Source organism: Pigmentiphaga litoralis, from assembly GCF_048632615.1.
Taxonomy (GTDB): domain Bacteria; phylum Pseudomonadota; class Gammaproteobacteria; order Burkholderiales; family Burkholderiaceae_B; genus Pigmentiphaga; species Pigmentiphaga litoralis_B.
The window spans coordinates 1,625,814-1,649,338 of sequence record NZ_CP184479.1; the positions used below are offsets into that span (position 1 = coordinate 1,625,814).

General features: G+C 64.2%; 23 protein-coding genes and 2 pseudogenes. 3 read left to right on the forward strand and 22 right to left on the reverse strand.

Annotation, left to right across the window (positions count from 1 at the left end; all coding sequences use genetic code 11):
* The first annotated feature begins 220 nt into the window (after positions 1–220).
* Together ACNANG_RS07150 and ACNANG_RS07155 are read left to right on the forward strand one after the other, a co-directional pair.
* Complete coding sequence (locus ACNANG_RS07150; protein ID WP_420226608.1) at positions 221–1,279, forward strand: Bug family tripartite tricarboxylate transporter substrate binding protein; 1,059 nt, start codon at positions 221–223, stop codon at positions 1,277–1,279.
* Positions 1,280–2,113 (forward strand): amidohydrolase family protein, encoded by an 834-nt coding sequence (locus tag ACNANG_RS07155; protein WP_420226609.1) that lies wholly within the window; start codon positions 1,280–1,282, stop codon positions 2,111–2,113.
* Positions 2,114–2,119: 6 nt separating this feature from the next.
* Here ACNANG_RS07155 and ACNANG_RS07160 read toward each other — a convergent pair whose 3' ends face one another.
* From ACNANG_RS07160 to ACNANG_RS07200, 9 genes are all read right to left on the reverse strand, one after another.
* Positions 2,120–2,410, reverse strand: a complete 291-nt coding sequence (locus ACNANG_RS07160) for a type II toxin-antitoxin system RelE/ParE family toxin (RefSeq protein WP_420226610.1) — start codon at positions 2,408–2,410, stop codon at positions 2,120–2,122.
* Complete coding sequence (locus tag ACNANG_RS07165) at positions 2,398–2,676, reverse strand: CopG family ribbon-helix-helix protein (protein WP_420226611.1); 279 nt, start codon at positions 2,674–2,676, stop codon at positions 2,398–2,400. The genes ACNANG_RS07160 and ACNANG_RS07165 overlap by 13 nt, the downstream gene beginning before the upstream one ends.
* An 83-nt stretch (positions 2,677–2,759) precedes the next feature.
* Positions 2,760–3,815 carry a 2,5-dihydroxypyridine 5,6-dioxygenase gene (locus ACNANG_RS07170; RefSeq protein WP_420226612.1) on the reverse strand — a complete coding sequence of 352 codons (1,056 nt, stop codon included), beginning with the start codon at positions 3,813–3,815 and terminating at the stop codon, positions 2,760–2,762.
* 49 nt (positions 3,816–3,864) lie between these two features.
* Complete coding sequence (locus ACNANG_RS07175) at positions 3,865–5,115, reverse strand: FAD-dependent monooxygenase (protein WP_420226613.1); 1,251 nt, start codon at positions 5,113–5,115, stop codon at positions 3,865–3,867.
* 96 nt (positions 5,116–5,211) lie between these two features.
* Entirely contained in the window at positions 5,212–5,916 is a 705-nt protein-coding gene (locus ACNANG_RS07180) for an ABC transporter ATP-binding protein (protein ID WP_420227476.1), read from the reverse strand.
* A gap of 65 nt (positions 5,917–5,981) precedes the next feature.
* Complete coding sequence (locus ACNANG_RS07185) at positions 5,982–6,773, reverse strand: ABC transporter ATP-binding protein (RefSeq protein WP_420226614.1); 792 nt, start codon at positions 6,771–6,773, stop codon at positions 5,982–5,984.
* A 1-nt stretch (position 6,774) separates the two neighbouring features.
* On the reverse strand, positions 6,775–7,785 hold the full coding sequence (locus ACNANG_RS07190) for a branched-chain amino acid ABC transporter permease (protein ID WP_420226615.1): 1,011 nt from the start codon (positions 7,783–7,785) through the stop codon (positions 6,775–6,777).
* A gap of 1 nt (position 7,786) precedes the next feature.
* On the reverse strand, positions 7,787–8,659 hold the full coding sequence (locus tag ACNANG_RS07195; RefSeq protein WP_420226616.1) for a branched-chain amino acid ABC transporter permease: 873 nt from the start codon (positions 8,657–8,659) through the stop codon (positions 7,787–7,789).
* A gap of 38 nt (positions 8,660–8,697) precedes the next feature.
* Complete coding sequence (locus tag ACNANG_RS07200; protein WP_420226617.1) at positions 8,698–9,834, reverse strand: ABC transporter substrate-binding protein; 1,137 nt, start codon at positions 9,832–9,834, stop codon at positions 8,698–8,700.
* A 457-nt stretch (positions 9,835–10,291) separates the two neighbouring features.
* Between ACNANG_RS07200 and ACNANG_RS07205 the strand changes: the two genes are divergently transcribed.
* Positions 10,292–11,164, forward strand: coding sequence for a TetR family transcriptional regulator (locus ACNANG_RS07205; RefSeq protein WP_420226618.1), 873 nt, complete (start codon positions 10,292–10,294; stop codon positions 11,162–11,164).
* Between the two features lie 69 nt (positions 11,165–11,233).
* Here the strand turns inward: ACNANG_RS07205 and ACNANG_RS07210 are convergent, their stop codons facing one another.
* The 13 genes and pseudogenes from ACNANG_RS07210 to dctP form a co-directional block, all read right to left on the reverse strand.
* A complete protein-coding gene (locus ACNANG_RS07210) occupies positions 11,234–11,746 on the reverse strand; it encodes a hypothetical protein (protein WP_420226619.1) in 513 nt (170 codons plus the stop codon).
* Positions 11,743–12,270 carry a hypothetical protein gene (locus ACNANG_RS07215; protein WP_420226620.1) on the reverse strand — a complete coding sequence of 176 codons (528 nt, stop codon included), beginning with the start codon at positions 12,268–12,270 and terminating at the stop codon, positions 11,743–11,745. The genes ACNANG_RS07210 and ACNANG_RS07215 overlap by 4 nt, the downstream gene beginning before the upstream one ends.
* Positions 12,267–13,472 (reverse strand): ABC transporter substrate-binding protein, encoded by a 1,206-nt coding sequence (locus ACNANG_RS07220; protein WP_420226621.1) that lies wholly within the window; start codon positions 13,470–13,472, stop codon positions 12,267–12,269. Before ACNANG_RS07220 ends, ACNANG_RS07215 begins: the two co-directional genes overlap by 4 nt.
* 180 nt (positions 13,473–13,652) lie before the next feature.
* A complete protein-coding gene (locus tag ACNANG_RS07225) occupies positions 13,653–14,693 on the reverse strand; it encodes a Rieske 2Fe-2S domain-containing protein (RefSeq protein ID WP_420226622.1) in 1,041 nt (346 codons plus the stop codon).
* Positions 14,694–15,083: 390 nt separating this feature from the next.
* A complete protein-coding gene (locus ACNANG_RS07230) occupies positions 15,084–15,959 on the reverse strand; it encodes an ABC transporter permease (RefSeq protein ID WP_420226623.1) in 876 nt (291 codons plus the stop codon).
* Positions 15,960–16,118: 159 nt separating this feature from the next.
* Positions 16,119–16,994 carry an ABC transporter ATP-binding protein gene (locus ACNANG_RS07235; protein WP_420227477.1) on the reverse strand — a complete coding sequence of 292 codons (876 nt, stop codon included), beginning with the start codon at positions 16,992–16,994 and terminating at the stop codon, positions 16,119–16,121.
* A gap of 21 nt (positions 16,995–17,015) precedes the next feature.
* Positions 17,016–18,055: pseudogene (locus ACNANG_RS07240) on the reverse strand (ABC transporter substrate-binding protein).
* Between the two features lie 236 nt (positions 18,056–18,291).
* Positions 18,292–19,191, reverse strand: coding sequence for a TauD/TfdA dioxygenase family protein (locus ACNANG_RS07245; RefSeq protein ID WP_420226624.1), 900 nt, complete (start codon positions 19,189–19,191; stop codon positions 18,292–18,294).
* A gap of 148 nt (positions 19,192–19,339) precedes the next feature.
* Positions 19,340–19,993, reverse strand: a complete 654-nt coding sequence (locus ACNANG_RS07250) for an MFS transporter (protein ID WP_420226625.1) — start codon at positions 19,991–19,993, stop codon at positions 19,340–19,342.
* Positions 19,924–20,580, reverse strand: a pseudogene (locus ACNANG_RS07255) (MFS transporter); the annotation flags it as partial. The gene ACNANG_RS07250 and the pseudogene ACNANG_RS07255, both read right to left, overlap by 70 nt.
* Positions 20,581–20,629: 49 nt before the next feature.
* Positions 20,630–21,946: a TRAP transporter large permease gene (locus ACNANG_RS07260; RefSeq protein ID WP_420226626.1), complete on the reverse strand. Its 1,317-nt coding sequence runs from the start codon at positions 21,944–21,946 to the stop codon at positions 20,630–20,632.
* On the reverse strand, positions 21,943–22,488 hold the full coding sequence (locus ACNANG_RS07265) for a TRAP transporter small permease (RefSeq protein WP_420226627.1): 546 nt from the start codon (positions 22,486–22,488) through the stop codon (positions 21,943–21,945). The genes ACNANG_RS07260 and ACNANG_RS07265 overlap by 4 nt, the downstream gene beginning before the upstream one ends.
* Positions 22,485–23,495, reverse strand: coding sequence for a TRAP transporter substrate-binding protein DctP (gene dctP / locus ACNANG_RS07270; protein ID WP_420226628.1), 1,011 nt, complete (start codon positions 23,493–23,495; stop codon positions 22,485–22,487). The genes ACNANG_RS07265 and dctP overlap by 4 nt, the downstream gene beginning before the upstream one ends.
* Positions 23,496–23,525: the final 30 nt, after the last annotated feature.

Here is a 23,525-nt window from a genome sequence, read left to right on the forward strand (position 1 = left end):
CAACAGGAGAGGCTGCCGACAGGTGATGGCCTCAGGGGTGCGGGACAGCGGGTGACTGCCGCCCAGCGGCTATGACGCCCCGCCCAGGCGCTGACATGAATCTGGCGCATGGGTCGGCACGAAACATTCATTTGTTCGCGTCCCCTGCCCTACCTACACTTTCTCCGTGGCCCGACAGGCCCCCTGGCAGACCTGCCAGGCATATCAACGGAGACCGTGCATGCCCACCTTTTTCAATGCGCCGCCGCATCGCGGGCGGCGCACCCTGCTCAAAGGCCTTGCAACAGGCGTCCTCACAAGCGTTGTCAAACCTATCGCCACGCGCGTTGCGACGGGCGCCGCGCTTGGCGGATCCGTGGCCACCCCGTTCCGCGCCGCCTTGGCCCAAGGCACTTACCCGTCGCAGCCGATACGCGTGATCGTGCCCTTCGGTCCGGGCGGCCTGGCCGATATCTCCATGCGACTGATCGGACAGAAACTGGGCGAGCGGCTGGGCCACCCGATCATCGTCGACAACCGCCCCGGCGCAGGCGGCGTGGTGGCGGCAACGTCCACGCTGGGCGCACCCAAGGACGGGCACACCCTGATCCTGTTCACCAACGGCACTGCCATCGGCAAGTCTCTGTTCAACCTGAAATACGACCCTGAAAAAGATTTCACGCCGATTTCGACCCTGGCCTACTTCGACCTGATCCTGCTCACCAAAAAAGACGGTCCCATTACTGACCTGCAGGCCTTGCTGGCCGTGGGCAAGACACGCCGGCTCACCTTGGGCACCATCAATCCGGGCAGCACGCAGAACCTGTCGGGCGAACTGTTCAAGTCGGTTGCCAGACTCAATGCCGACCTCGTGCCTTACAAAAGCACATCCGAAGTCCTGGCCGCATTGATGCGCGGTGATGTGGACGTCGCGTTCGAATCCTATGCCGCGTTGAAGGGCGCCGTCGATGCAGGCCAGGTGACCGTCATTGCCGCGACCGGTCCCACGCGATCGTCATGGCTTCCGAAGGTACCTACCGTGCGTGAAGCGGGTCTGCCAGGATATGAAGTCACCGGCTGGAACGCCTTGTACGCGCCCGCTGGCATACCCGCTGCGGTCATCGAGACCCTGAACCGCCACATGCGGGAGGTCCTGGCTCAGCCCGACGTGCGCCAGCGCCTGCTGGACCTGGGCACGGACCCGAAGCCGAGCAGCCCTGCCGAATTGGCGGAGGTGTTCCGCCGCGACACGGCCAAGTGGGCCGCCGTGATCCGGCAGGCCGGCATCAAGCCACAGTGAATGAATGAACTGGACAAGGACCCTACCCATGACCGACACCCCAGCCGGCGATCGCCCCTGGTCGATACGCACGTCCACATCTTCCGCAAGAACATGCCGCTCGTGCCCGATCCCAGGCACGCCCCGACCTACGAGTTCACGGCCGAACAATTGCAAGGCGTGCTGGATGCGCATGGCGTGCAGTTCTGCGTGATCGCCGCGGCCAGCCCGTGGGGCGACTGCAACGACTACGTGATCCGGTCACTGAGGACGCGGCCGCGGTGGCGCGGCACCGTCATCCTGGAACCGTCGACCGACCTGTACACCATGGAACAGATGACCCGGGACGGCGTCGTTGGGGTGCGCCTGCCCTTCATCAGCATGAAGACGCTGCCTGACCTGGACAGCTGGGACTACCGCAAATTTCTCTATCGCATTGCCGAACTGGACTGGCACGTGCACCTGCACCTGGACGGCCCGCGCATCCCCCAGGTGCTGCCGCAACTGGAACGGTCAGGCGTCAAACTGGTGCTCGACCACATCGGCCGGCCCGACCCGGTGCAAGGCATTCACAGCGAAGGCTTCAAGGCCATGGCCCGCGCCATGGAAAACGGCCGTACGTGGGTCAAGCTGTCGGGCGCCTATCGCCTGGGCCCGCAAGCCGCCGAACAGGCCCGCGAGCTATGCCGCCAGGTCGGCACCGACCACATGGTGTGGGCCAGCGACTGCCCGTTCGTGGGCGACGAAGCCACCAAGTACCAAAGCACCATCGACTGGCTGGCCGGCGTCGTCCCCGACGCCGCCGAACGCCGCAAGATCATGGGCGAAAACGCTTTGCGGCTGTATTTTTCGTAAGGCGCTTCAGTAGCCTGCTTCTCTTTGATGGCGAACCGCGAGAATGGCGACAGCGTCGCCCTTGGTTCGGTACAGCGTCACATAGCCACTGTCCCCGAACTCGATCAGGCACTCTCGAAAGTCGGTATCCAAGTCAGCGATCGGACGCCCCAGGTGGGGCTGTGCGGCAAGGACTTTGACGCCGCTTCGGATTGCCTTGACGGCTCGCCGTCCGGCGACAGCGTCTTTCAGAACCAGGAAGCGATAAAGGCGCTGGACATCTGCGAGCGCGGCCGGCGTCCAGATCAACGATGGCACGTGGGCGGCTCGATGTCGTCACCGGCCTCAAGCCGTTCCAGCCAGGCGTCGGCTTCTTCACCCGTCAGATGCAAGCCGTTGTCTTGATAGTTTTCCCAAGCCTTTAGCGCGCTTTGCTTGTAGGCCTCGTGTTTTTCTTCACGGTCGACGTACTGGACAATGGCTTCGCGCATGATCCAGTGCGAGCTGCGTCGGCGTGATTCAGCAAGTTGCTGCACGCGTCCTTTCAATTCTTCATCTAGTTTAATTGACGTGACGACCGGCATGAGGACGCTCCTGGTAGCGAGAGGTATTACCTCTCGCTACTATAACCCGCGCTCCCCATAGCCCACTTGATCGTGCGACCGGATCAGCTTGCGCCCCCCATCGCCTCTTCCACCACCTTCCCCGCCACCACCACCTCCTTGCCATCCACCGTCACGGTGCAGCGGCGCAGTGGAATATCCATGTGGCAGGCGGTGGTGCGCGATCCGCCCACTTCGTTGTTCGGTCCGAGCGAGAACAGGAAGTTGCCGGCAAAGGCGCGCGCGTCCATGCCGATCGTGGCCTCGCGGTCGTACAGGCCCAGGGTCGACCAGCGTGCGCGGTCCTGCACGCCCCAGCCGATATGCGACATGGCATAGGCCTCGGGGTCGTTGAACGATTCCATATAGTCGTTGAGCAGATCGGCATCCATGCCGCCCGTGATCGACCGCACGTAGCCGCCACGCACTTCCATCACGATGCGTTCATTCACATACGACTTCATGGGCAGCAGGATGTCGCCCTTGTCGACCACGATGCGGCCTTCGGTGCCGCCTTCGTTGGGCCAGGTCAGCGCAAAGCCGCTGGGCCAGTGGTCCCATCGGCCAGGCTCATCCACAAAGCCGTATTCCTTGACCACCGGGAATTCGCCCAGCGGGCAGGTCAGGTCGGTGCCGGCTTCCGACGTGATGCGCATGCTCTTGGCGCCTTCGAGCAGCGCGGCCGATGCCTTGACGCGCTGCCGGTCGGCCTCGGTGGGCACCATGCGCAGCAGGATCTCGGGTGGTTCGACGGCCAGCAGGATCTTGCCGCCGCCTTGCAGGATGTCGTGCTGCTCGGGCGAGAACAGCAGCGTCATCAGGTCCAGCACCAGGTCGCTGGCCTTGAGCGCGGCGATCGCTGCGCGGTTGCCGGTCAGCGGCGTGGTGCCCAGATAGGCCAGGGTGTCGCGGCTCAGGGACTTCTCGCCATTGACAGGCGACAGGTCGAGCCGGTTCACGGTGGCGCCCAGCAGGCCCGCCGCCGTCATGGCGGTGCGCAGGGTCTGAGGGTGGGTCACGCCTTCGGTCGTCAGTACAGTGACGATATCGCCGGGCTTGAGGTTGGACAGGGTCAGGACCTGGGTCCAGGCCTTGACCATGTCGGCATCGCTGACAGCCATAGTGGGCTCCTAACTCAACAAGGTGATGGCCAAAGATTCGGGCAGGCGCTCAGGCCGTCACGGCCTTCTGGACCGGCGCGGTCTTGCCGAAGCGTTCGGCGCAGGTGGTGGCGTCATACGCGTACACCCAGTTGGCCTGGATGCCGACGGCGTTGGGGTTCATCCACTCGCGCCAGCGGTAAGCCAGGTCGCGCTTGAACTGCGCCCACGGCGACGGCAGGTGATAGGTACGGCCGCGTTCGCGCGCTTCGAGCTGCACGCGACTGGTGCGCGGCAGGCGTTCCGCCTCGTAGGCCTTCAGTGCAGCCGGAACGTCGCGGCCATATTTGGCCAAGGCTTCGGCCAGCACATAGCCGTCTTCGATCGCCATGGCGGCCCCTTGCGACAGGAAGGGCAGCATCGGGTGGGCGGCGTCACCGAGCAGCGTGATGCGGCCCTTGGACCAGGCGGTCATCGGATCGCGATCGAACAGCCCCCATTTGAAAACGTTTTCGGTGCGGCTGAACAGCTTGATGATGTCTGGATGCCAGCCGGTGTAGGCGTTCATCAATTCTTCGCGGCTGCTGGGCTTGTTCCAGGACTCTTCCACCCAGTCCTTGCTCTCGTTCACGGCAACGATGTTGACCGACTTGCCGCCGTTCACGTAGTAGGTGACCAGGTGACCGTGCGGTCCCATCCAGAATGCCGAATCCGGGCTCACATAGGGCAGCGGAAAGTGATCGACCGGGACCAGCGCACGCCAGCACATATGGCCGGTGAACTTGGCCGTTTCGGCGCCCCACAGCGCGTCGCGCACAATGGACCGCAACCCGTCCGCGCCCACGATCAGATCGGCCTCGTACTCGGTACCGTCGTCGAACACCGCCACCGATTGATGGCCGTCGTCCCGCACGGACACGCAGCGCACGCCAAGGGTCGCGCCGCCTTGTTCGAGGTGTGACGACAGGATCGCGTGCAGGTCGGCACGGTGCACGTGATAGAAGTCCGCGCCGTACAGTTCAGGGCAGTGGCCCTTCAGCGGCGTGCGAAACAGTTCACGCCCCGACCGCCAGTTGCGCCCCACCATGGCTTGCGGCAGGAAGCCCACCTTGGCCAACGGTTCGGCCAGGCCCAGCGCACGCAGCACCTTGACGCCGTTCGGCGTCATCTGCACCCCGGCGCCGACTTCACCGAAGGCCGACGCGCGTTCGAATACGTGGCATTCGATGCCGCGCAGCATCAGCGCGCGTGACAGCGCGACCCCGCCGATGCCGCCGCCGATGATGCCCACACGCAATGGCCTGTCCACGGGTTTGTTCATGTCGTTCTCCTTGCTGCTTGACTGGCGGCCCTGGCGCGTCGTTGGCGCCGCGGGTCCGCGCTGTGATTCATGATGGAAGCGGACGGGCAGGCGCCCTCACCCGCCCAGATAGGCGCTCAACAATTCCGGATCCTGAAGCAGGCCGGCGGCATCGCGGTCGGCAACCACACGGCCGGTCTCGAATACATAGGCACGCGACGCGGCCGACAGGGCGTTGTGCACGTTCTGCTCCACCAGCAGCACGGTCACGCCATGGGCATTGATCTCGCGCACCACGTCAAAGACCTCGTCAGCCATCTTGGGGCTCAGGCCCAGGCTGGGCTCGTCCAGCAACAGCAGCTCGGGCTCGGACATCAGCGCGCGGCCGATCGCCAGCATCTGCTGCTCGCCGCCGCTCAGCGTGCCGGCTAGTTGCTGATGCCGTTCCTTGAGGCGCGGAAAGCGGTGATACACCATGCCCACGCGCTGCTGCACGACTTCACGCGACTTGCACAGGTAGGCGCCCAGGGTCAGGTTTTCGTACACCGTCATGGCCGACCACACGTGACGCTCTTCGGGGCTTTGCGCAATGCCCAGGCCGACAACACGATCGGCCGGCATGCCGCCAATATCCTTGCCCTTGAAGCGGATGCTGCCGCGGGTCGGCTTGAGCAGGCCCGAGATCGCACGCAGCGTGGTGCTCTTGCTGGCGCCATTCGCGCCGATCAGGGCGACGACTTCGCCCGGCTGCATCGACAGCGTCACCCCATGCAGGGCGGCTGTTTTGCCGTAGCTCACGTGCAGGTTGTCGATCTCCAGCAGCGGCGTGCCCGTCGGCACGGCGGGCCGCGTTCCCGACACCGCGCCGGGCGCATTCAGAACGGCGCTCATGCCTGGGCTCCCCGGCCCAGATAGGCCTCGATCACTTGCGGATGGCGCTGCACTTCCAGCGGCGTGCCTTCGGCCAGCTTCGCGCCAAAGTGCATCACCACCACGCGATCGGACACCGCCATCACCAGTCCCATGTTGTGCTCCACGATGAGAATCGACTGGACCATCGTGCCGCGCAGCCGCTTCAGGATGTGGCCCAGTTCCGCCGCTTCCTGGCTGTTCAGGCCCGCGGCCGGTTCATCCAGCATCAGAATGTCCGGTTTCGCGGACAATGCCAGCGCGACTTCGAGCAGGCGCAATTCGCCGCAGGACAGCAGGTACGCCGGGGCGTTCATGCGCGCGCCCAGCCCCATCACCTGCACGATGCGCTCCGCGCTGTCGCGGGCGGCCTGCTCGGCCTCGCGCACCGCCTTGCCCGGAAAGAACGTCCGCAGCAGGCTTTGGTGCGCATTCAGGTAGTGCCCGGTCAGCACGTTCTCGAACACCGTCAGCGACTTCAGGATGTTGGTCTTCTGGAAGCTGCGGACGATGCCCCGGCGCGCCATGCGGTATGGCTTTTCCCCGGTCACGTCCTCGCCCTTGAAATGCACCTTGCCGGACGTCGGCGCGTAGAAACCGGTGATCAGGTTGAAGCAGGTCGTCTTGCCCGCGCCGTTCGGGCCGATCAGGCCGACGATCTCGCCAGCGCCCACATCGAAGCTGATGTCCTGCACGGCCTTCAGGCCACCAAAGGTTTTCGACAGGCCGCGCACGGCCAGCATCGGCGCAGTCGTTGAAGACATCGTCATGTCAGGCTCCCTGGCGGCGCGCGACGGCCGCCGGTGGTGGAGGGGATGATGCCGACGAACCGGCCTCCGGCGTGCTGTTGCGGCTTTCACGGCGATGCGTCAGGAAGCCCATCAGCCCCCGTGGCAGGAACAGCACGATGGCCATCACCGCCAGTCCGAACAAGGACAAACGCAGTTCCTTGGCTTCGCGCAGGTACTCTTCAAGGAAGGTCACCAGCAGCGCGCCGATCAGCGGTCCCACTAGCGTCCCCTTGCCGCCGATCAGCACCATGATGATCATGCTGGCCATGAAGGCGAAGCGGAACACTTCCGGACCAACGAACGAGATGTAGTGCGCGTAGAAGCCGCCCGCCATGCCGGTCAGGAAGGCACCGAGCACCAGGGCCAGCATGGCGTAGGTGAACGGACGGATGCCGATCGACTGCGCCACGTAGCGGTTCTCGCGCACCGCCACCGCGGCGCGGCCCGCATTCGAATACACGAAGCGGTACGACAGGTACATGGCCAGGGCCAGCACGGCCCATGCAATGTAGAAATAGAACTGCTTGGCGCCCACATTGCTGGCCTCCGCCAGCACCGATGGCTGCGGCACGCCGGCGATGCCCATCGGGCCGTTGGTCAGGCCGATCCAGTTGTCCGCCACCAGACGCAGCACTTCGGCAAAGGACAGGGTCACAATCACAAAGAACGGCCCCTGCAGCCTCAGCGTGATGGCGCCGATGACCAGGCCGGTCACAGCCGCGATCACGCCCGCAACCGGGATGGTGGCCCACATGGGCCAGCCATATTGGGTCGACAGGATGGCCGCGGTATAGGCGCCCATGCCCAGAAAGGCCGTGTGGCCCAGCGAGAACTCGCCCACGTAGCCGACGACCAGGTTCAGGCTGGTCGCCAGCACGGCAAAGAACAGCACCATGATGGCGATGTGCAGTACGTACTGGTCTTGCACCACCACGGGCAGCAAGGCGGCGATCAGCATGAAGCCCAGGATCGCGTTTCGTTCGAAGGTCATGTCAGGCCCGCTCCGCACGTTTTGAAAACAGCCCGTAGGGCCGGAACACCAGGGTCAGGATCACGATGGCAAAGCCGATGATGTCGACCCAACCTGTTGCGATGTAACCGCCCCAGATCGCTTCGGCCAGCCCCAGCACCAGACCGCCCAGGATCGCGCCGGCAAAGCTGCCCATGCCACCCAGGATCACCACCACGAACGCCTTCATGCTGACCACGCCGCCGATCGCCACCTGCGCCGAATAGATCGACCCCAGCAGCATCCCGGCCATGGCCGCGATCGCGCTGCCCAACGCGAAGGTGCATGCATAGATGTTGGCGGTCTTGATGCCGGCCAGTTGCGCCGCCATCGGATCCTGGAAGGTTGCGCGCATCGCGCGGCCCAGCCGGGTCTTCTGGATCAACAGCCAGGCGCCCAGGATTAGCACCGCGCAAACCGCCACCGCGAACAGGCGCAGCTTGGTCACCACCACCGGCCCGAAGAACAGCGGACCGCTGGCCACCGGGCTTTCGATCTTGAGCGGGGCCGTGCCCACCACCAGCAGCGCCGTGTTGGCCAGGAAAATTGACAGGCCGATGGTCAGCAGGATGCCCGCCTCTTCACCCTGTCCGCGAATGCGTTCGATCAGGAACCGATCGATCAGCCACCCGAAGGCGGCCATGGTGATCGCAACGAGCGCCAGGCCGGAAAAGAAATCCAGGCCCAGCCAGGTGGTGGCCCACCAGCCCATCACGCCGCCCAGCATGTACAACTCGCCGTGCGCGAAATTGACGACGCGCATCAGGCCCAGGATCAGGGTCAGCCCCAGCGCCGACAGCGCATAGAACGACCCCGTCACCAGCCCGTTGGCAAGCAACTGCGGCAAAAAATCCATCGTGCCTCCGTACCTTTCAATGCAGGAATCGTGCTGCCTTACGGCTTCTCGGTCGGGGCTTCCGCGACGACTTTCGGTTCCTTGTTCTGGATCTGCACCAGCACGACATCAAAGCCGTAGCCCTCACCCTTGTCGGTGAACCGGTAGGTGCCGTTGGGCGCCTGGTACTCGGTCTTGCGCAGGGCATCACGGATCGCATCCGATTGCGTATTGCCCGCGCGGGCCACGCCTTCCATCAGGATGTTCATGGCATTGAAGCCGGCCGCGCCGTACTTGCCGGGCTTTTCCTTGTAGGCCTTCTGGTATTGCTCGACGAAGACCTTGTTGCGGTCGCCGGGCATGCTCGATGCATACGGCACGGCCGCGTAGATGCCTTCGGACGCGTCGCCCGTCAGGCCGATGAAGTCCGCCGTCGCCCACGATCCGACACCGAAGATCTTGGTCTTCAGACCGAATTCCTTGAACTGCTTGACCAGGATCGAGCCGTCCTGCGTTTCGGCCGCCACGAACACGCCGTCCACATTGGCCGAGCGCAGCTTCGTCAGCAGCGTGTAGAAGTCCGTTGCGCCGTGATCGAAGTACTCCTTCATCACGGTCGTCACGCCCAGCGCCGCCATGTCTTTCGAAAAGTCCTCGACACCGCCGCGGCCCCAGTCATCGTTCACGCCGATATAGGCGACCTTCTTGAGCTGGAGCTTGTCGACCAGGATCTTGCTGAAGGTCTTGGACATCAGGCGATCGGTCTCGGCCGACCGGAAGAAGTACTGCATGCCCTTCTCGGTCAGGTCGGCCTTGGACGACACGCCCGTCAGGAACGGCATCTTGTACTTCTCGGCCACGGGCATGACGGCTGCGGTCGCCGAGCTGCAGAACGCCCCGCTCAGCGCCACGACCTTGTCCCGCGCGATCAGCTTCTCTGCCGCGTTGACGGACTTGGCCGGCTGGCACTGGCCGTCTTCGATCACGAGTTCGACCTTCTTGCCCAGCACGCCCCCGGCGGCATTGCGGCGTTCCACCGCGAGCTTGGCGCCATTGACATAGGTCAGCCCGTTGTAGGCGACCGAACCGGTGAGCGGCTGGATCACGCCGATCTTGATGGTTTCCTGCGCGGACGCAGCGGACATCGTTCCACCGGCAAGACCCGCCAGCACCAAGGCTATGGACAACTTACGCATGACAACCTCTCGAGGATGAATGTTCAGGGGAAACGCCATACCGCCCAGACCCGGTCACCGACCCGGCCGCTGCATTAATTAAACATATAATTAATTAAGCGGCACGGCCATGTCCAGCGGTTTTTGCGGCTGAATCGCAAATTAATTAATCAGGTCAATAATTCCGATTGCTGCAGCTTTCCAAAGCAGAAACTGTGCCAGTGAGGTGAGAGTTGGCGCTTGCTGAGGCGTGTGCCCCGGGCCGTCGCGACGACGCACCAGTATCGATCGCGCCCGCACCACCACAGCGACCATTCACGATCCGTTGTGGGGAGGAGAGCGTGTGCTATCGGGTGTGACGGTGGCAACGCACATACAATCGCCTATCGATCGGGATCCGGTTGACCTGCGTGATGCATGACCTCGACGCTATCCCTTCTCAAGCACCGTTTTGACGACTTCCCCTTCCAAGGTTCGCATGCCCGCAAAGCCGCAAGCAGAAGACCAGGCCACTCCCAAGGTTCGCGCCAAGCCTGCTATAACAAGCGCCGCCAAGAGCGCCAATCAGAAGGTTGCCAAGACTCCCACCAAGACCGCCACACGCGCGCGCAAGACTGCCGCTACCGGCGCGCCGACCCGCCCTGCCAAGAGCCGGCGCAGTCCCGAAGAACTGAACGCGCGCATCCTGGATGCGGCCATCGTGGAATTTTCGGAGCATGGGTTTTCGGGCGGGCGCATCGACCGCATCAGCAAGCGGGCCAAGACGGTGGATCGCATGCTGTACTACTACTTCGGCAACAAGGAGCGGCTGTACCAGGCGGTGCTGGAACACGTGTACGCCGCAATGATCGGCGCGCAACGCACGTTCGTGACGCCACCGGACGACCCGGTGGCCGGCATGCGTCAGCTGATCGCGCATTCCTGGGAACACTACAGCGCGCACCCGGAACTGGTCCGCCTGCTGATGACCGAGAACCTGATGCGCGGTAAACACATCCGCAAGTCACCCACCATCAAGGACGTGTCTTTTCCGTTGGTTGAGACGGTCAACGGCATCCTGACGGCGGGTCAGGCCCGCAAGGTGTTTCGCAACGATGTCGAGCCCGAGTTCGTGCTCATGAGCATCATGTCGCTGGCGTTCTTCTACGTGTCGAACCACTACACGTGTTCGCAGTGGCTGGGCGTGGACCTGGCCGACGACGCGCGGCGCGCGGCGTGGCTGGAGCACATTACCGAGGTGGTGTTGACGCACCTGGAGCCGGGCGCGAAGGGATCCGGCGTCAGGGGGTCGGGCGCCAAGGGGTCCGACGTCAGGGGGTCGGGCGCAACGCGTCCCACGTCTCGCGGATGAAGCGGGCGATCGCGGCGTTCTGCCCGATCAACGAGAACTTCGCGTTCAACGCGTAATCGGGCAGCGTGATCATTTCGGTCGTGATGAGCCGCAAGCGCGATGACGGCGTGCGGTCGTGGTGGGCCAGCACCTTGCGCACCACTTCCTTGGTCGGCTCCAGCAAGTAGGCATTCCAGGGGAATGCCATTCACCAGGCGCGGGTTTCATGAACGGATAGAGGATGCCCCGCCCTGGATCGCCACGCTTTACTGGCAGACTGGGGTAGCGCGGCAAGGCCGCCACCTGGGCATCGGGATCATGGCGCGCCCACGCATTGCGCGGCCCGTTCGGCACTGCCGCGCGCACCTGCATCCAGCGCACAATGCCCAGTGCCAGCCACTCGTCCACCAGATTGCCGGGTTCGAACGGGTCGAGCACCACCCGGCCCGCGTGAACGTCATCGCGCATGCCTGCCACATCCAGCTCTTCATCGTTGCCGATCTTGTAGAGCACATGGCTGTAGTCCAGCGTGAAGTTGAAGGGCACGCCCCGCCGCATGACGGCCTCGGCCACCGGCGTCACGCGGCGCGGATCCTCGCTCACATATTGGTGTGCAATTCGAAGCTGGGCTCCACGCCCTGCTTCATGCCTTCGTCGTACACCCGCAGATAGCAGTCGACGATCTCGTCGTTGGTAACGACACGGCCATCGGCGTGGCGCGCGTACACCATGACGTTGTGCGTGCGGGCGCCGACACGTGCGCTAAGCCGAAGATTGTCAGCGTACTTCGCATCGTCGGTGCCCATCTCGTAGAACCAGCTGGTGGTGTGCACCGGCAGGCCATACGTGTCCATGCAGGCCAGGAAAGTGTCGACTTGATCAGGCAACGGCAACCGGTCGAAGCAGTCGAATACGCCGGCGCGCCGGACCAGGCGGAACTGCTCCTCGATCGACGGCTCGTCCATCGAGACGGGCGACACCATCGACGAGTCCTGCACGCCGCGGCCGTTGCAGCCGATGGGGCACAACGAGCGCACGGCGCCGACGCTTGCGTAAGTTCGGTCGCTGGGCTGAGCGCTGGCTGGACGCCCGATTCGCGCCGCGGCTTGGTGACTGACCTGCTTCATGGCGCCGTCCGCCATGCACGCACCTGATCATCGGTCGGCTGCAGCGTCGCGCCATCGATATAGGCGGCGGTCTTCATATAGCCCTTGCCCGCCTTGACGCCCAGCCGGCCCACGTAGATGCCGAAGGTGGACTGGTTGTCGATTGCACGGAACATGGACGGACCGAACGGCGTGTCGAACGTCAGTCCACTGAAGGCCGTCGCCAGCTTTTCGCTGTCCGTGGAACCCGCCTTCTTGATGCCGGCCGCAATCGCTTTCACGGTGGCGTAGCCCACCACCGAATTCAAGCGCGGATAGTCGTTGTACTTTTTCTGATAGGCCGCCACGAAGGCTCTGTGTTCCGGCGTGGCGATGCTGTAGTACGGGTAGCCGGTGGTGATCCAGTTGTCGGGGGCATCGTCTTTCAACGGGTCCAGGTACTCGGGCTCACCCGTCAGCAGGCTGACGACTTCCCTGCCCTCGAACAGACCGCGTGTCTTGCCTTCGCGGGCGAACTTGGTCAGGTCCACACCGAACAACACGTTGAAGATGGCATCGGGTTTGGCATCAGCCAGCGCCTGCGCGACCGCGCCCGCGTCGATCTTGCCGTAGGGCGGCGCCTGCTCGGCAACGAATTCGACGTCGGGTTGCGCCTTCTTCAGCGCCTCCTTGAAGGTCTTGACCGCAGCCTGACCGTACTCGTAGTTGGGGTACACGATGGCCCAGCGCTTCTTTTTCAGCTGGGCCGCTTCGGCCACGACCGACGCCGCCAGCACATGCGTGCCGGACCGCAGCCGGTAGGTGTAGCGGTTGCCGTTTTCCCAGACCATCCGGTCGCTGAGTGGCCCCGACGCCAGAAAGAAACGCTTGCGCTGCTTGGCAAAGTCCGCGACCGCCAGCCCGACGTTGGACAGCGTCACACCCGACAGCACGTCCACGTTTTCGCGCACCAGCAGTTCGTCGGCCACGCGCACGGCATCGCCGGGGTTGGCGTTGTCGTCACGAAAGACGGTTTCCAGCTTCTTGCCCAGCAGGCCGCCACTCGCATTGATTTCGTCTTGCGCCAGCTCCCACCCTTTCTTGTAGGGCACCATCAGCGCGGGCAGCGCCTTGTAGCTGTTGATTTCGCCAATCTTGATGACGCCCTGGGCATGCGCCAACGGGCTCACGCTACAAACCGCGGCGGCCAGGCACACCGCGAACACCGCATGGAAACGAGGCATGGAACTCTCCGGAAGAAGACGTCGGGAAGCGGCCGGATGGCCGTAAATGGGAAAGCGATCACGATCAAAGGAGCGACGACGCCAGGGCAGCGGGTGCGGTGCCGGCAGGCAGCGGGTGCGGTGCCGGCAGGCAGCGAGCGCGATACCGGCAGGCAGCGACGCTCAAGCACCTGGCAATGCTCAGGTAGCCGCCACGGACGCTTGGGCCGACTGCTCGGCCTGGATCATCTCGTCGACCATGCGCCGCATGCGCACCGACGACACGTCGATCGCCAGCTTGACGGGCCGGGTCGAGCGCTGCTTTACCTCATTGCGCTGGATGGCTTCGAGCAAGGCCTTGTCCTCATCGAAGGCAAGACGCAGGCCGGCGGCCAGACGACGATCGGTCGCCGGGTCGGACGGCAGGTTCTTGATGCACAGCCAGTGCTGCACGCAAGTGGTCGCATCCACGGGCGTGATGAAGTGGCAGGCATACATCTGAATTGCATCCCGCCGATTGCCCTCGGGCGCACCGGTGCCCGTAGGCGCGGACCCGAAATCGATCACGGCAATGCACGGCGCGTAGTAGTGGTAGTAATGCCAGCGATCGACATTGCCTTCAAAAGGCTTGAGGCCCTGGAAGATCGGAATGAGCGGCGAGTCGATGATCCAGCGCCACGTCACGACCTTGCCGTCCTGCCGTTCATACATGACCGGCACGTCGCCATGCTCGGGATTGGACAGCGTGGATTTGTGGACAAAGGCCACATGCGATGGATCGCACAGGTTGTCGGCCAGGTTCAGGTAGCTGGCTGCCACCGGCAGCGCATCGCCCTCGACCACGCTATAGGACGGGTCGTGATATTCCGGCAGGTCGAATACGGTGGATGGATCCGCCAATGCCGGATCGCCCATCCAGACCCACACCATGCCCATGTTCTCCACAGTCGGGTAGGCCCGCACTTTCAGGCTGGCTGGCACGTTGGCCTGCCCGGGCACGCGGGTACACGACCCGCTGCAATCGAAGGTCAGGCCGTGGTAGCCGCATTCGACCGTGTCGCCCTTCAGGGTGCCGATCGACAGCGGCGCCAGCTTGTGCGGACACGCATCTTCCAGCGCGACAGTCTTGCCGGCTTCGGTCCGGTAGACGACCAGGTCTTCTTCGATCACGACGTGCCGGGCCAACGCACGGCCGACGTTGCGGGACCAGGTCAGTGGATACCACGTGTTGCGAATAAACATGGAGCCCCCCAGGCGCTTCGCGCCTCCCCGGGGGCGGCACTGGTCGGCTGGCGGAGCCAGACCGACGGTGCCCCGAAGGGGTTGGTGCACTCTGAAGCGATGTCTTGGTTACGGTGTAAGTGAAAGCTTAACTAATGGAGTGTTTACTCCATTTTTTGCAGCGTAGATCTTGCAGGATCGGTTTAGCAAGAAAAAATGCAGGGATTTACAAGGTGCTGGGGTGTGGTGCAGCGGTGCACCAGGATGGCCGGGAATGCACACCGGTGGACGCCTTTTCAGTGCGCGTTGACGTGGCCGCGCACAAAAAAGGCCCGGACTGAGCCGGGCCTTGAAGCGATGCAATGAGGGGGACGTTGATGACATTGCGCCTGCCACCCGTCAGGAATCGCCCTAGCGCTGCATGCCCCACTTGCGGACGGTTGCCCGCTCCAGCAGGTTGAACACCAGGTTCTCGACCACCAGACCGATCACGATCACCATGGCCAGACCGGCAAACACCTTGTCGGTGTAGAGCTCGTTGCGGTTCTGGAAGATGTACCAGCCCAGGCCGCCCTTGCCTGACGACGCGCCAAACACCAGTTCGGCCGCGATCAGCGTGCGCCAGGCAAAGGCCCAGCCGATCTTCAGGCCGGACAGGATGGCTGGCAAGGCGGCGGGCACCAGGATTGCGAGCACGTAACGCAGGCCGCGCAGTCCGTAGTTGCGGCCCCCCATGCGCAGCGTGTCCGACACGCCCTGGAAGCCCGCGTAGGTGTTGAGCGCCAGGGGCCACAGCACGGAATGGATCAGCACGAAGATCAGGCTGCCATTGCCCAGGCCGAACCACAGCAGGGCCAGGGGCAGCAGCGCGATGGCCGGCAACGGGTTGAACATGGAAGTGAGCGTGCTCAACAGGTCGCGGCCGAACTGCGTGGACACGGCCAGCGTAGTCAGCACGAAGGCGAGCACGATGCCGGCCACATACCCCTGCAGCAGCACCCACAAGGAGGCCTGCACCCGCGTCAGCAGTTCACCGGTCGCGACGCCGTCAATGAAGGCTGCGGCGGTCTGCACGAAACCGGGCAGCAGCAGGTCGTTGTCCTGCCAGCGGGCAATGCCTTCCCACAGTACGGCCAGCAGCACCAGGATGACGGTCTTGCGCAGCCACGCCTGCCGCCACAGGCGCTGGGCCAGCGGCAGGTCCCGCTTCAGGGGCAGATCGCCGACCGGGGCGAGCGGCAGCTCGTATTCCGGACGGATGGGAGGAGACACGGTTTGGGTAGTCATTACTGCTCGATCAAAGGTCGTCGGAAGTTGTTGAAGCGGGGGAAAGGTCGCATGCACCGCGGCACGTTTGCACGGCAGGCGCCGCAGTCACACCGCAGCGCGTTTGCACGGCAGGCGCCGCAATCACACCGCGGCACCTCCGCACGCCACGCATTGCAATCACACCGCCGCCAGTCGCGCGCGCCCCGGCACGTGCGCAGCGGGCGGCTCGGCCGCCGCGCCCTGCGCATCCGGCGCTGGCGTGTCAAACAACAAACGGTGGATCCGCTGCGCCGTCGACTGGAATTCCGCGCCGCCCTGGCTATGCAGCCCGAACTGATGGGCATTGATCTCGGCGCGCACGCGTCCTGGATGCGGAGACAGCAGCAGGATGCGATTGCCGACGACCAAAGCCTCTTCGATCGAATGCGTGACGAACAGCAGCGTGAAATGGATGTCGTCCCACAAGGCCAGCAATTCTTCCTGCATCTTGCGGCGCGTGAGGGCGTCCAGGGCGGCAAAGGGCTCGTCCATCAACAGCACCTTGGGCTGCATGGCCAGTGCCCGGGCAATCGCCACGCGCTGTTTCATGCCGCCCGACAGGGTGTGCGGGTAGGCGTCGGCAAATGCCGAGAGGCCCACCTTGGCCAGATAATGCCGCGCGCGTTCTTCCGCTTCCTTGCGGCCCAGCGTGCGCGAGGCGCGCAGCGGGAACATGACGTTCTGAAGCACCGTCTTCCACGGCGGAAGCTGGTCGAATTCCTGGAACACGACGATGCGATCGGGACCAGGCTCGGCCACACGTTCACCGGCCAGGGCGATCTCGCCTTGCGAGGTCGGATGGAAGCCGGCAATGGCCTTGAGCAGCGTCGACTTGCCACAGCCCGACGGCCCAAGCAGCACGAAGCGGTCCGCCTGGTAGACATTGAAGTCGACCTGATGCGTCGCGCGCACTACGGTGTTGCCGGTGGTGTAATCCAGGCTCACGCCGCGGACCTGCAGCAAGGGCGAGTCGGCGGGACGCGTTGCGGCGCGGCCGTCGTTGGCTGACGCCAGGCTCAGTGCGGGGGTGTCATCTCAACTGCCTCCGGCGGTTTGCGCATCGTCAAAGAAATAGTCTTTCCACGAAGCGGGCTTGTTCTTGATGGCGCCGACGCGGTGCAGGAACTCGGCCATCGGGTAGGTGTTCTTGGGCACGGTGCTGAATTGCACTTGCGGGTCGGCCAGGATGCGCAGCAGTTCGGCGCGGTCGGCCTTGCCCCCGTCACGCGCAGATAGGTGTCCGCGGCGCCTTCGTGGTTCTTCTGGATGTACTGCGCGGCTTCCTGCAAGGCTTGCTGGAACGCCTTGTAGGTCTTGGGATTCTGCTCACGGAATTTTTCGGTCGCGAACAGCACGGTCGGCGAATTGGGCCCGACCACGTCGTACGAATTGAGCACCACATGCACGGCCTTGTTGGCCTGCGCCTGGTACTGGAAGGGTGGATTGGAAAAGTGCGCGTTGATTTCGGTGCCGCCTGCGAGCAGCGCATTGGTCGCGTCCGGATGCGGAATCGCCACCGAATACTTGTCGAGGCGGTTGAAGTCCTTGTCCCCCCACAGCTTGGCCGACGCCATCTGCAGGTAACGCGACTGCACCGACACACCCACGGCGGGCACGGCAATGCGGTCTTTCTCGGTGAAGTCGGCAATGGTCTTGACCGCCGGGTTGCTGCTCAACAAGAGATAGGGAAAGTTGCCCAACGACGCCACGCCCTTCACGTTCTGCTTGCCCTTGGTGCGGTCCCAGACCGTCAGCAGCGGCCCCACGCCCGCGCCGGCCACATCGATCGCGCCGGTCAGCAGCGCATCATTGACCGACGCTCCCCCCGACAGCTGCGTCCATTCCACTTTGACGTCCACCCCGGCCTGCTTGCCGTATTTCTCGACCAGCTTCTGGTCGCGCACCACATTCAGCAGCAGGTAGACGATGCCGAACTGCTCGGCCACACGCAGCTTGCCTTCCGCGTGCGCCACGGTGGGCGTGGCCACGCCGGCCGAGAGCAGGCTCAGGCTGACGCCGAAGGCACCGGCCACACGCCGCCAGCTGGCGCGATCGGGAGATGTCGAAAAAGTCATTGCAGCGGTGCTCCGTAGGGGTAGGCGGAATGGCTGCGTCATGCACGGGGTACCGGCGTGACGGGCCGCATGCCGGTTGTCGGCATGGTGGAAGGTCGGGGTAAAGGTGGCGGAAATGGACCCGGTGCAGCGGAAGGCAGGGTGCTGCGAAGGTCAGGTCCGGTCAGCAATCAGGCCAGCGGCTCGGGCCGCCGAAGCCGGACGGTGTCGCCGGCCCGGCGCCAACCGGTCAGTCGTCAGAACGGGCGATCGCCTTCGATCGTCGTACGGAACAGCTTGCGGCGCAGGTGGTCCGGACAGCCGGCGGCCAGGTGCGTGACCGACCGGTTGTCCCAGAACACCAGATCGTGGTCGGCCCACTGGTGGCGATACACCAGTTCGTCGCGCGAGCTCAATGCGAACAACTCGTTCAACAAGGCCTGGCTTTCGTCTTCAGGCAGTCCGACCACCCGGGTCGTGAAATGCTCGCTGACGAACAGCGCCTTCTTGCCGGTTTCCGGATGCGTGCGCACGATGGGATGCACGACCGCCTGCACCTCGGCAATCTGCGCTTCGGTCAGCTTCGGGCGCCATGGGGCGTTCTTTTGCAGTTCGGCGTACTTGGCCAGATAGGAATGTTCGGCGCTGCGGCCTTCGATCGCCGTGCGCAGGTGCGCAGGCAGCTCGTCATAGGCCAGGTGCTGGTTGGCGAACAGGGTGTCGCCGCCTTCGGAAGGCAGTTCCTGCGCGTGAAGCAAGGATCCGAGGCTGGGCAGTTCTTTGTACGACAGGTCGGAATGCCAATACTTGCCAGCGTCGCCCAGGCCGATCGGCTTGCCGTCTTCGACCACGTTGGACACGATCAGGATCTCGGGATGGCCTGCCAGCGCGAACTGCTTGAGCACGTGGCGCTGCAGCGGACCGAACCGCGCGCTGAACTGCACATGCTGCTGGGGAGTGATGCGCTGGTCGCGAAACACCACCACGTGGTAGTCCAGATGGGCACGATGCACCCGGGCAAAATCGCTGTCCGACAGCGGCACGGACAGATCGATGCCAACGATCTCGGCGCCCAGCGGCGCATCGAACGCGCGAACGTCGAAGTCCTGGTTGCGCGTGATGGGGTGCGTGGCTTGCTGCTGAAGAACCGCCGACATAGATGCTCCGTGTGAGTTGCGTTGCTGCTGAACGGGAACAGCGCCATGCGTGATGGGTGCTGCCCCAGGTCACCAATATAGGCAGTCAGCCTAACAACTCAAACAACGAATTCTTTCTATGGTTAGATCAATAACTGAATAAGGTTGCTCAGTTCAACCGCTTGCGCCGCCGCATGGCCGTCGCCAGGGCAATCGTCACCATCGGCATCATCACCATCGCGAGGGCGAACGCCCAGGACACGCCCACGTGCGCATCGATCTGCGACACTGCCCACACACCCAGCGATTGGCCAGTGAACAGAAAGGACGCAAACATGGCCACCGCCGTGCCTCGGATCTGCGGCGCCATCTGCGTGGCCTGGGTCTGCAGCGTGCTGTGCACCAGGTAGTACCCGAAGCCGCACAGCAGCCCGGCCGGCAAGGCAAAGGTCCACGACCATCCGACCAGCAGCGTCAGGAAGGCCACCGCCAGCACGAAGCCGCCAGTCAAGACCATCTTGCGTTCGCCCAGCCAGGGCACGAACCAGTTCGCGACAGCGACATACAGATAGCCGCCCACCGCGAACACGGCGCCCGTGGCGCCCGCGACCGTGGCCGATACACCGAAACGCGTCTGCAGATAACTGGGCACGAAGGCCAGAATGCCGAAGACGATGGCGCCTTCCAAAAGCCGGCCAGGATGATGACGCGCGCCCACTTGACCGAGAACAGATGAGCAACGGTCGAAAACAAGTGACCCGGACGCTTTGGCGGCACGATCTGCCCGGCCGGCCGGAAGACATGCAGCGCAACCCCCGCGCACAGATACATGGTGGCCAGGAAGACGAAGCCCGACCGCCAACCCAGGGTGTCCGCGAACATGCCGCCAATCACTTGCCCACCTGCAATGCCAGTGATCGAGCCAACCAGGAAGCGCGCCATGGTGGCCTGCCGCCGTTCATAGGGCACGCTGTCGCCCAGCCATGCCAGCGCCAGCGGCATCACTCCCGCGCCGCCGATGCCCGACAGCACGCGGCAGAACACCAGCACATCCAGGGACGGCGCCAGCGCGGCGCCAATGCTGCCGACCGAACAGAAGAGTGTGGCCAGCGTAATGGTGCGGTACTTGCCGATACGATCGCCCAGCGGCCCGTAAAAGAACTGCGCGATGCCATAGGCGATCGCGAATACGGTAACGACGTGCGCGGCGCTGCTGGGCGTGGTGCCGAATTCGACGGACAGTTGCGGCAGCAGCGGATCGCCGATACGAAAGGCGCACGCGCTGGCGAATGACGCCATGGCCAGCAGGAAAACGGAAAGGCGGGTCGGTACCGGCGGGACCGACTGAGCCACTGGCTCGGCAAGCGGAGTTGTCATTATGAAAGCGCGGGAGCGGGTCCCAAAAACCATCAGTACCCTGAAGGTTCAAGAGCATACACCGCCCACCGCCCTCTCTGCCCTAGCCTATCCTGCCCGGCAGCCAGGTGGCGATGCCGGGAATGAAGAACACTGCCGCAAGCAACAGCAGGCTCATCACCACGTAGGGCACCACCGCCACGAAGATATGCGCCATGGTGACCTGGGGCGGCGCCACGCCCCGCATGGTCATCAGCAGCAGCCCGTGCGGCGGCAGCAGCAGGCCCAGCTGCATGCAGATCAGGAACAGCACGCCGAACCACACCGGGTCGATCCCCAGGGCCTGCACCACCGGCATGAAGATCGGCAGCGTGATCATCATCATGCTGACCTGATCGACGAAAATGCCTAGAAAGATAAGCATCAGCATCATGCCGGCCACGATCATCCCGGTGGAGAGCCCGTGCCCGGTGATCATCTCGACCAGCCCATTGCTCGCGCCCGAGAACGACAGGATCTGCGCAAAGGTGGTCGCGCCCAGGATGATGAACAGGATCATGCCCGAGATGCCCGCCGTGCCGCGCAGGGACTTCAGCACCGCGTCCCACGTCAGCACCCGGTAGGCCAGCGCCAGGATCATGGTGGCGAACGCCCCCAAGGCGGCGCATTCGGTCGGCGTCGCCCACCCCGCGGCCAGTGCGCCGACCACCACGCCAAAGATCGACAGGGTTGGCAGCACGTACGCAAAGAACAGGCGCCAGCGGTCCCATCCCCTGTGGCGCGCGCCTTCACCGTCATCGGGCGCCAGATGCGGGCTGATCTTGACGCGGATCACGATCCACATCACGAACGAGATCGACAGGATCACGCCCGGCATCACGCCCCCGATGAGCAGCTTGGAGATCGAGATGCCCGACAGCGAACCCAGCAGCACGGTCAGCGCGGATGGCGGAATCAGCATGTCGACCGCGCCGATCGCCATGATCGGGCCGGTGGCGATCTTGGGGTGATAGCCGCGCGCCAGCATGACCGGCAGCATCAGCGATCCCAGCATGGCAGTGGTGGCGATGGTGGACCCCGAGATGGCCGAGAACACCGTGCCGGCCACGACCGCCACCACGGCCAGCCGGCCTGGCAGGCGGGTGATCAGGCGCTCGACGCCGTCGATCACCTTCATGGCCAGCCCGGTATGGAAGAGGATCTCGCCCATCAGCACGAAGAGCGGAATCGGGGTGAGCGAGAACGCCGCGACCGAACTGACGCTGCTGCGCGCCAGTTGCGTCAGACCGACTTCGCCGCCCATATACAGCCACGCGCCCACGATGTTGATCGTGATGAAGGTCAAGGCCACCGGCATGCCGATGAACAGCAGCACCGTCGACCCGCCCAGCAGCAACCACGCCGCGACTTCCCAGCTCATGCCGCGCTCACTGCGTCGCTGCGCGGCGCGCGTTCGCCCTGCCACAGCCGATGCATGCGGAACACCATTTCGATGGCCAGCAGCACGAAGGCGATCGGCAAGGGCGCCAGCGACCACCACTCGGGCGTCACCAGCGTCTTGATGTTGACCGATCCGGCAAGATAACTGGACCAGGCCGACCCCGCGCCGACCCAGGCGATCACCAGGCAACAGGCCAGGCCGATCGTGTCGCCGATCCCCTCCAGCGTCCAAGCCAGGCGCTTGGGCAGCGCCTGCAGCAGGATGTCCACGCGGATGTGCTGGCCCTGGCGCAGCAGCCACGGCGCGACGCACATCGTCATCAGATAGAGCATGAGCTCGGACACCTCGTTGCTCCAGGCCAGGCCTTGCGGCCATCCCGGAATGGCCAGATTGCGCAGCGCCACGTCGGCCACGATGATCAGCATCATGGCAAGCAGCAGCGCAAAGCCGACCATCGCCAGCGCTTCCAGCGCGCGGCCATAGCGGACCGACGCCCGCGCGATCGCACCTGGCTTCGTCATTTGGCGGCAGGCGATGAGAACAGGGGCTTGAAGCGCGCCGCGATGTCGGGGCTCTGCTTGGCGGCGCCCGCCCAGCCGATCTCGTAGGCCTTGTCGCGGAAGCTCTTGGCGGTCGCGTCATCGAAGCGGATGGTCTGGATGCCGGCCTTTTCCTGGCGCGCGGCTTCGTCCTTGCCGTATTGCGTCCAGAAGGCATTGCCGGCTTCATAGGCTGCCAGTTGCTTGTCGAGGAAGGCGCGCTGCGCGTCCGTCAGTTTCTTGAACGACGGCAGGTTCATGATCAACGACACCTCGGCATCGTAAAAGCCCGGCTCGACACGAAACTTGGTCTTTTCCTGCCAGTTCAGATCGAAGATGCCGCCGATCGGCCAGCCGTAGCCATCGACCACCCCGCGTTCCAGCGCGGTGTAGACCTCGCCCGGCGCGGTGGTCACGACGTTGGCGTTCAGGGCCTGGAAGAAGTCGCGGTACACCGGCGTGATGCGGATCTTCTGGCCGGTCAGATCGGGCTTGTCGATCTTCTTGTTGGTGTACAGATGGAAGGGCTGGTTTTCGACCACGCGGGCCAGATACTGCATGTTGCCCTTCTCGTTCCAGACCTTGTTGATGGCTTCGAACGCGCCGTTCTTGCGCTGCTCGACCACCGATACCTGCGTCAGCTTCAGGAAGTCCGCTTCGGGCATGACGTTGGTGTAGAACGCGCCGGTCGTCAGCGCCATGTCGACCACGCCCGTCTTGACCGCATTGCCGACTTCGAATGCCGGGATGGCCTTGGGGCCGCCCAGGAAGTTGATCTGCAGCACGCCCTTGCCTTCGGTATTGAACTGCTTGATCCACGGCAGCAGGCGCTGCACGTAGATGCCGTTTTCCGGAAAGCCGCTGACCAGGCGCAGCGTGCGTTCCTGGGCGACCGCCCCGGCAGACACCGCGGCGGCGGCAAGCAGGACGGCAAGGCGGGTCAGCAGGCCGGAAGGCAGGACGCGAGAAGTCGGAACGCGGGATGTCATCGAAGTATCTCCATCATTGTCATGTGCAAC

Excerpts from the sequence above, each read along its gene's own strand:
- ACNANG_RS07150 (WP_420226608.1), top strand. The coding sequence starts at position 221 with ATGCCCACCTTTTTCAATGCGCCGCCGCATCGCGGGCGGCGCACCCTG.
- ACNANG_RS07155 (WP_420226609.1), top strand. The coding sequence starts at position 1,280 with ATGAATGAACTGGACAAGGACCCTACCCATGACCGACACCCCAGCCGG.
- ACNANG_RS07165 (WP_420226611.1), bottom strand. The coding sequence starts at position 2,676 with ATGCCGGTCGTCACGTCAATTAAACTAGATGAAGAATTGAAAGGACGC.
- ACNANG_RS07170 (WP_420226612.1), bottom strand. The coding sequence starts at position 3,815 with ATGGCTGTCAGCGATGCCGACATGGTCAAGGCCTGGACCCAGGTCCTG.
- ACNANG_RS07175 (WP_420226613.1), bottom strand. The coding sequence starts at position 5,115 with ATGAACAAACCCGTGGACAGGCCATTGCGTGTGGGCATCATCGGCGGC.
- ACNANG_RS07185 (WP_420226614.1), bottom strand. The coding sequence starts at position 6,773 with ATGACGATGTCTTCAACGACTGCGCCGATGCTGGCCGTGCGCGGCCTG.
- ACNANG_RS07190 (WP_420226615.1), bottom strand. The coding sequence starts at position 7,785 with ATGACCTTCGAACGAAACGCGATCCTGGGCTTCATGCTGATCGCCGCC.
- ACNANG_RS07195 (WP_420226616.1), bottom strand. The coding sequence starts at position 8,659 with ATGGATTTTTTGCCGCAGTTGCTTGCCAACGGGCTGGTGACGGGGTCG.
- ACNANG_RS07200 (WP_420226617.1), bottom strand. The coding sequence starts at position 9,834 with ATGCGTAAGTTGTCCATAGCCTTGGTGCTGGCGGGTCTTGCCGGTGGA.
- ACNANG_RS07205 (WP_420226618.1), top strand. The coding sequence starts at position 10,292 with ATGCCCGCAAAGCCGCAAGCAGAAGACCAGGCCACTCCCAAGGTTCGC.
- ACNANG_RS07215 (WP_420226620.1), bottom strand. The coding sequence starts at position 12,270 with ATGAAGCAGGTCAGTCACCAAGCCGCGGCGCGAATCGGGCGTCCAGCC.
- ACNANG_RS07220 (WP_420226621.1), bottom strand. The coding sequence starts at position 13,472 with ATGCCTCGTTTCCATGCGGTGTTCGCGGTGTGCCTGGCCGCCGCGGTT.
- ACNANG_RS07225 (WP_420226622.1), bottom strand. The coding sequence starts at position 14,693 with ATGTTTATTCGCAACACGTGGTATCCACTGACCTGGTCCCGCAACGTC.
- ACNANG_RS07230 (WP_420226623.1), bottom strand. The coding sequence starts at position 15,959 with ATGACTACCCAAACCGTGTCTCCTCCCATCCGTCCGGAATACGAGCTG.
- ACNANG_RS07245 (WP_420226624.1), bottom strand. The coding sequence starts at position 19,191 with ATGTCGGCGGTTCTTCAGCAGCAAGCCACGCACCCCATCACGCGCAAC.
- ACNANG_RS07260 (WP_420226626.1), bottom strand. The coding sequence starts at position 21,946 with ATGAGCTGGGAAGTCGCGGCGTGGTTGCTGCTGGGCGGGTCGACGGTG.
- ACNANG_RS07265 (WP_420226627.1), bottom strand. The coding sequence starts at position 22,488 with ATGACGAAGCCAGGTGCGATCGCGCGGGCGTCGGTCCGCTATGGCCGC.
- dctP (WP_420226628.1), bottom strand. The coding sequence starts at position 23,495 with ATGACATCCCGCGTTCCGACTTCTCGCGTCCTGCCTTCCGGCCTGCTG.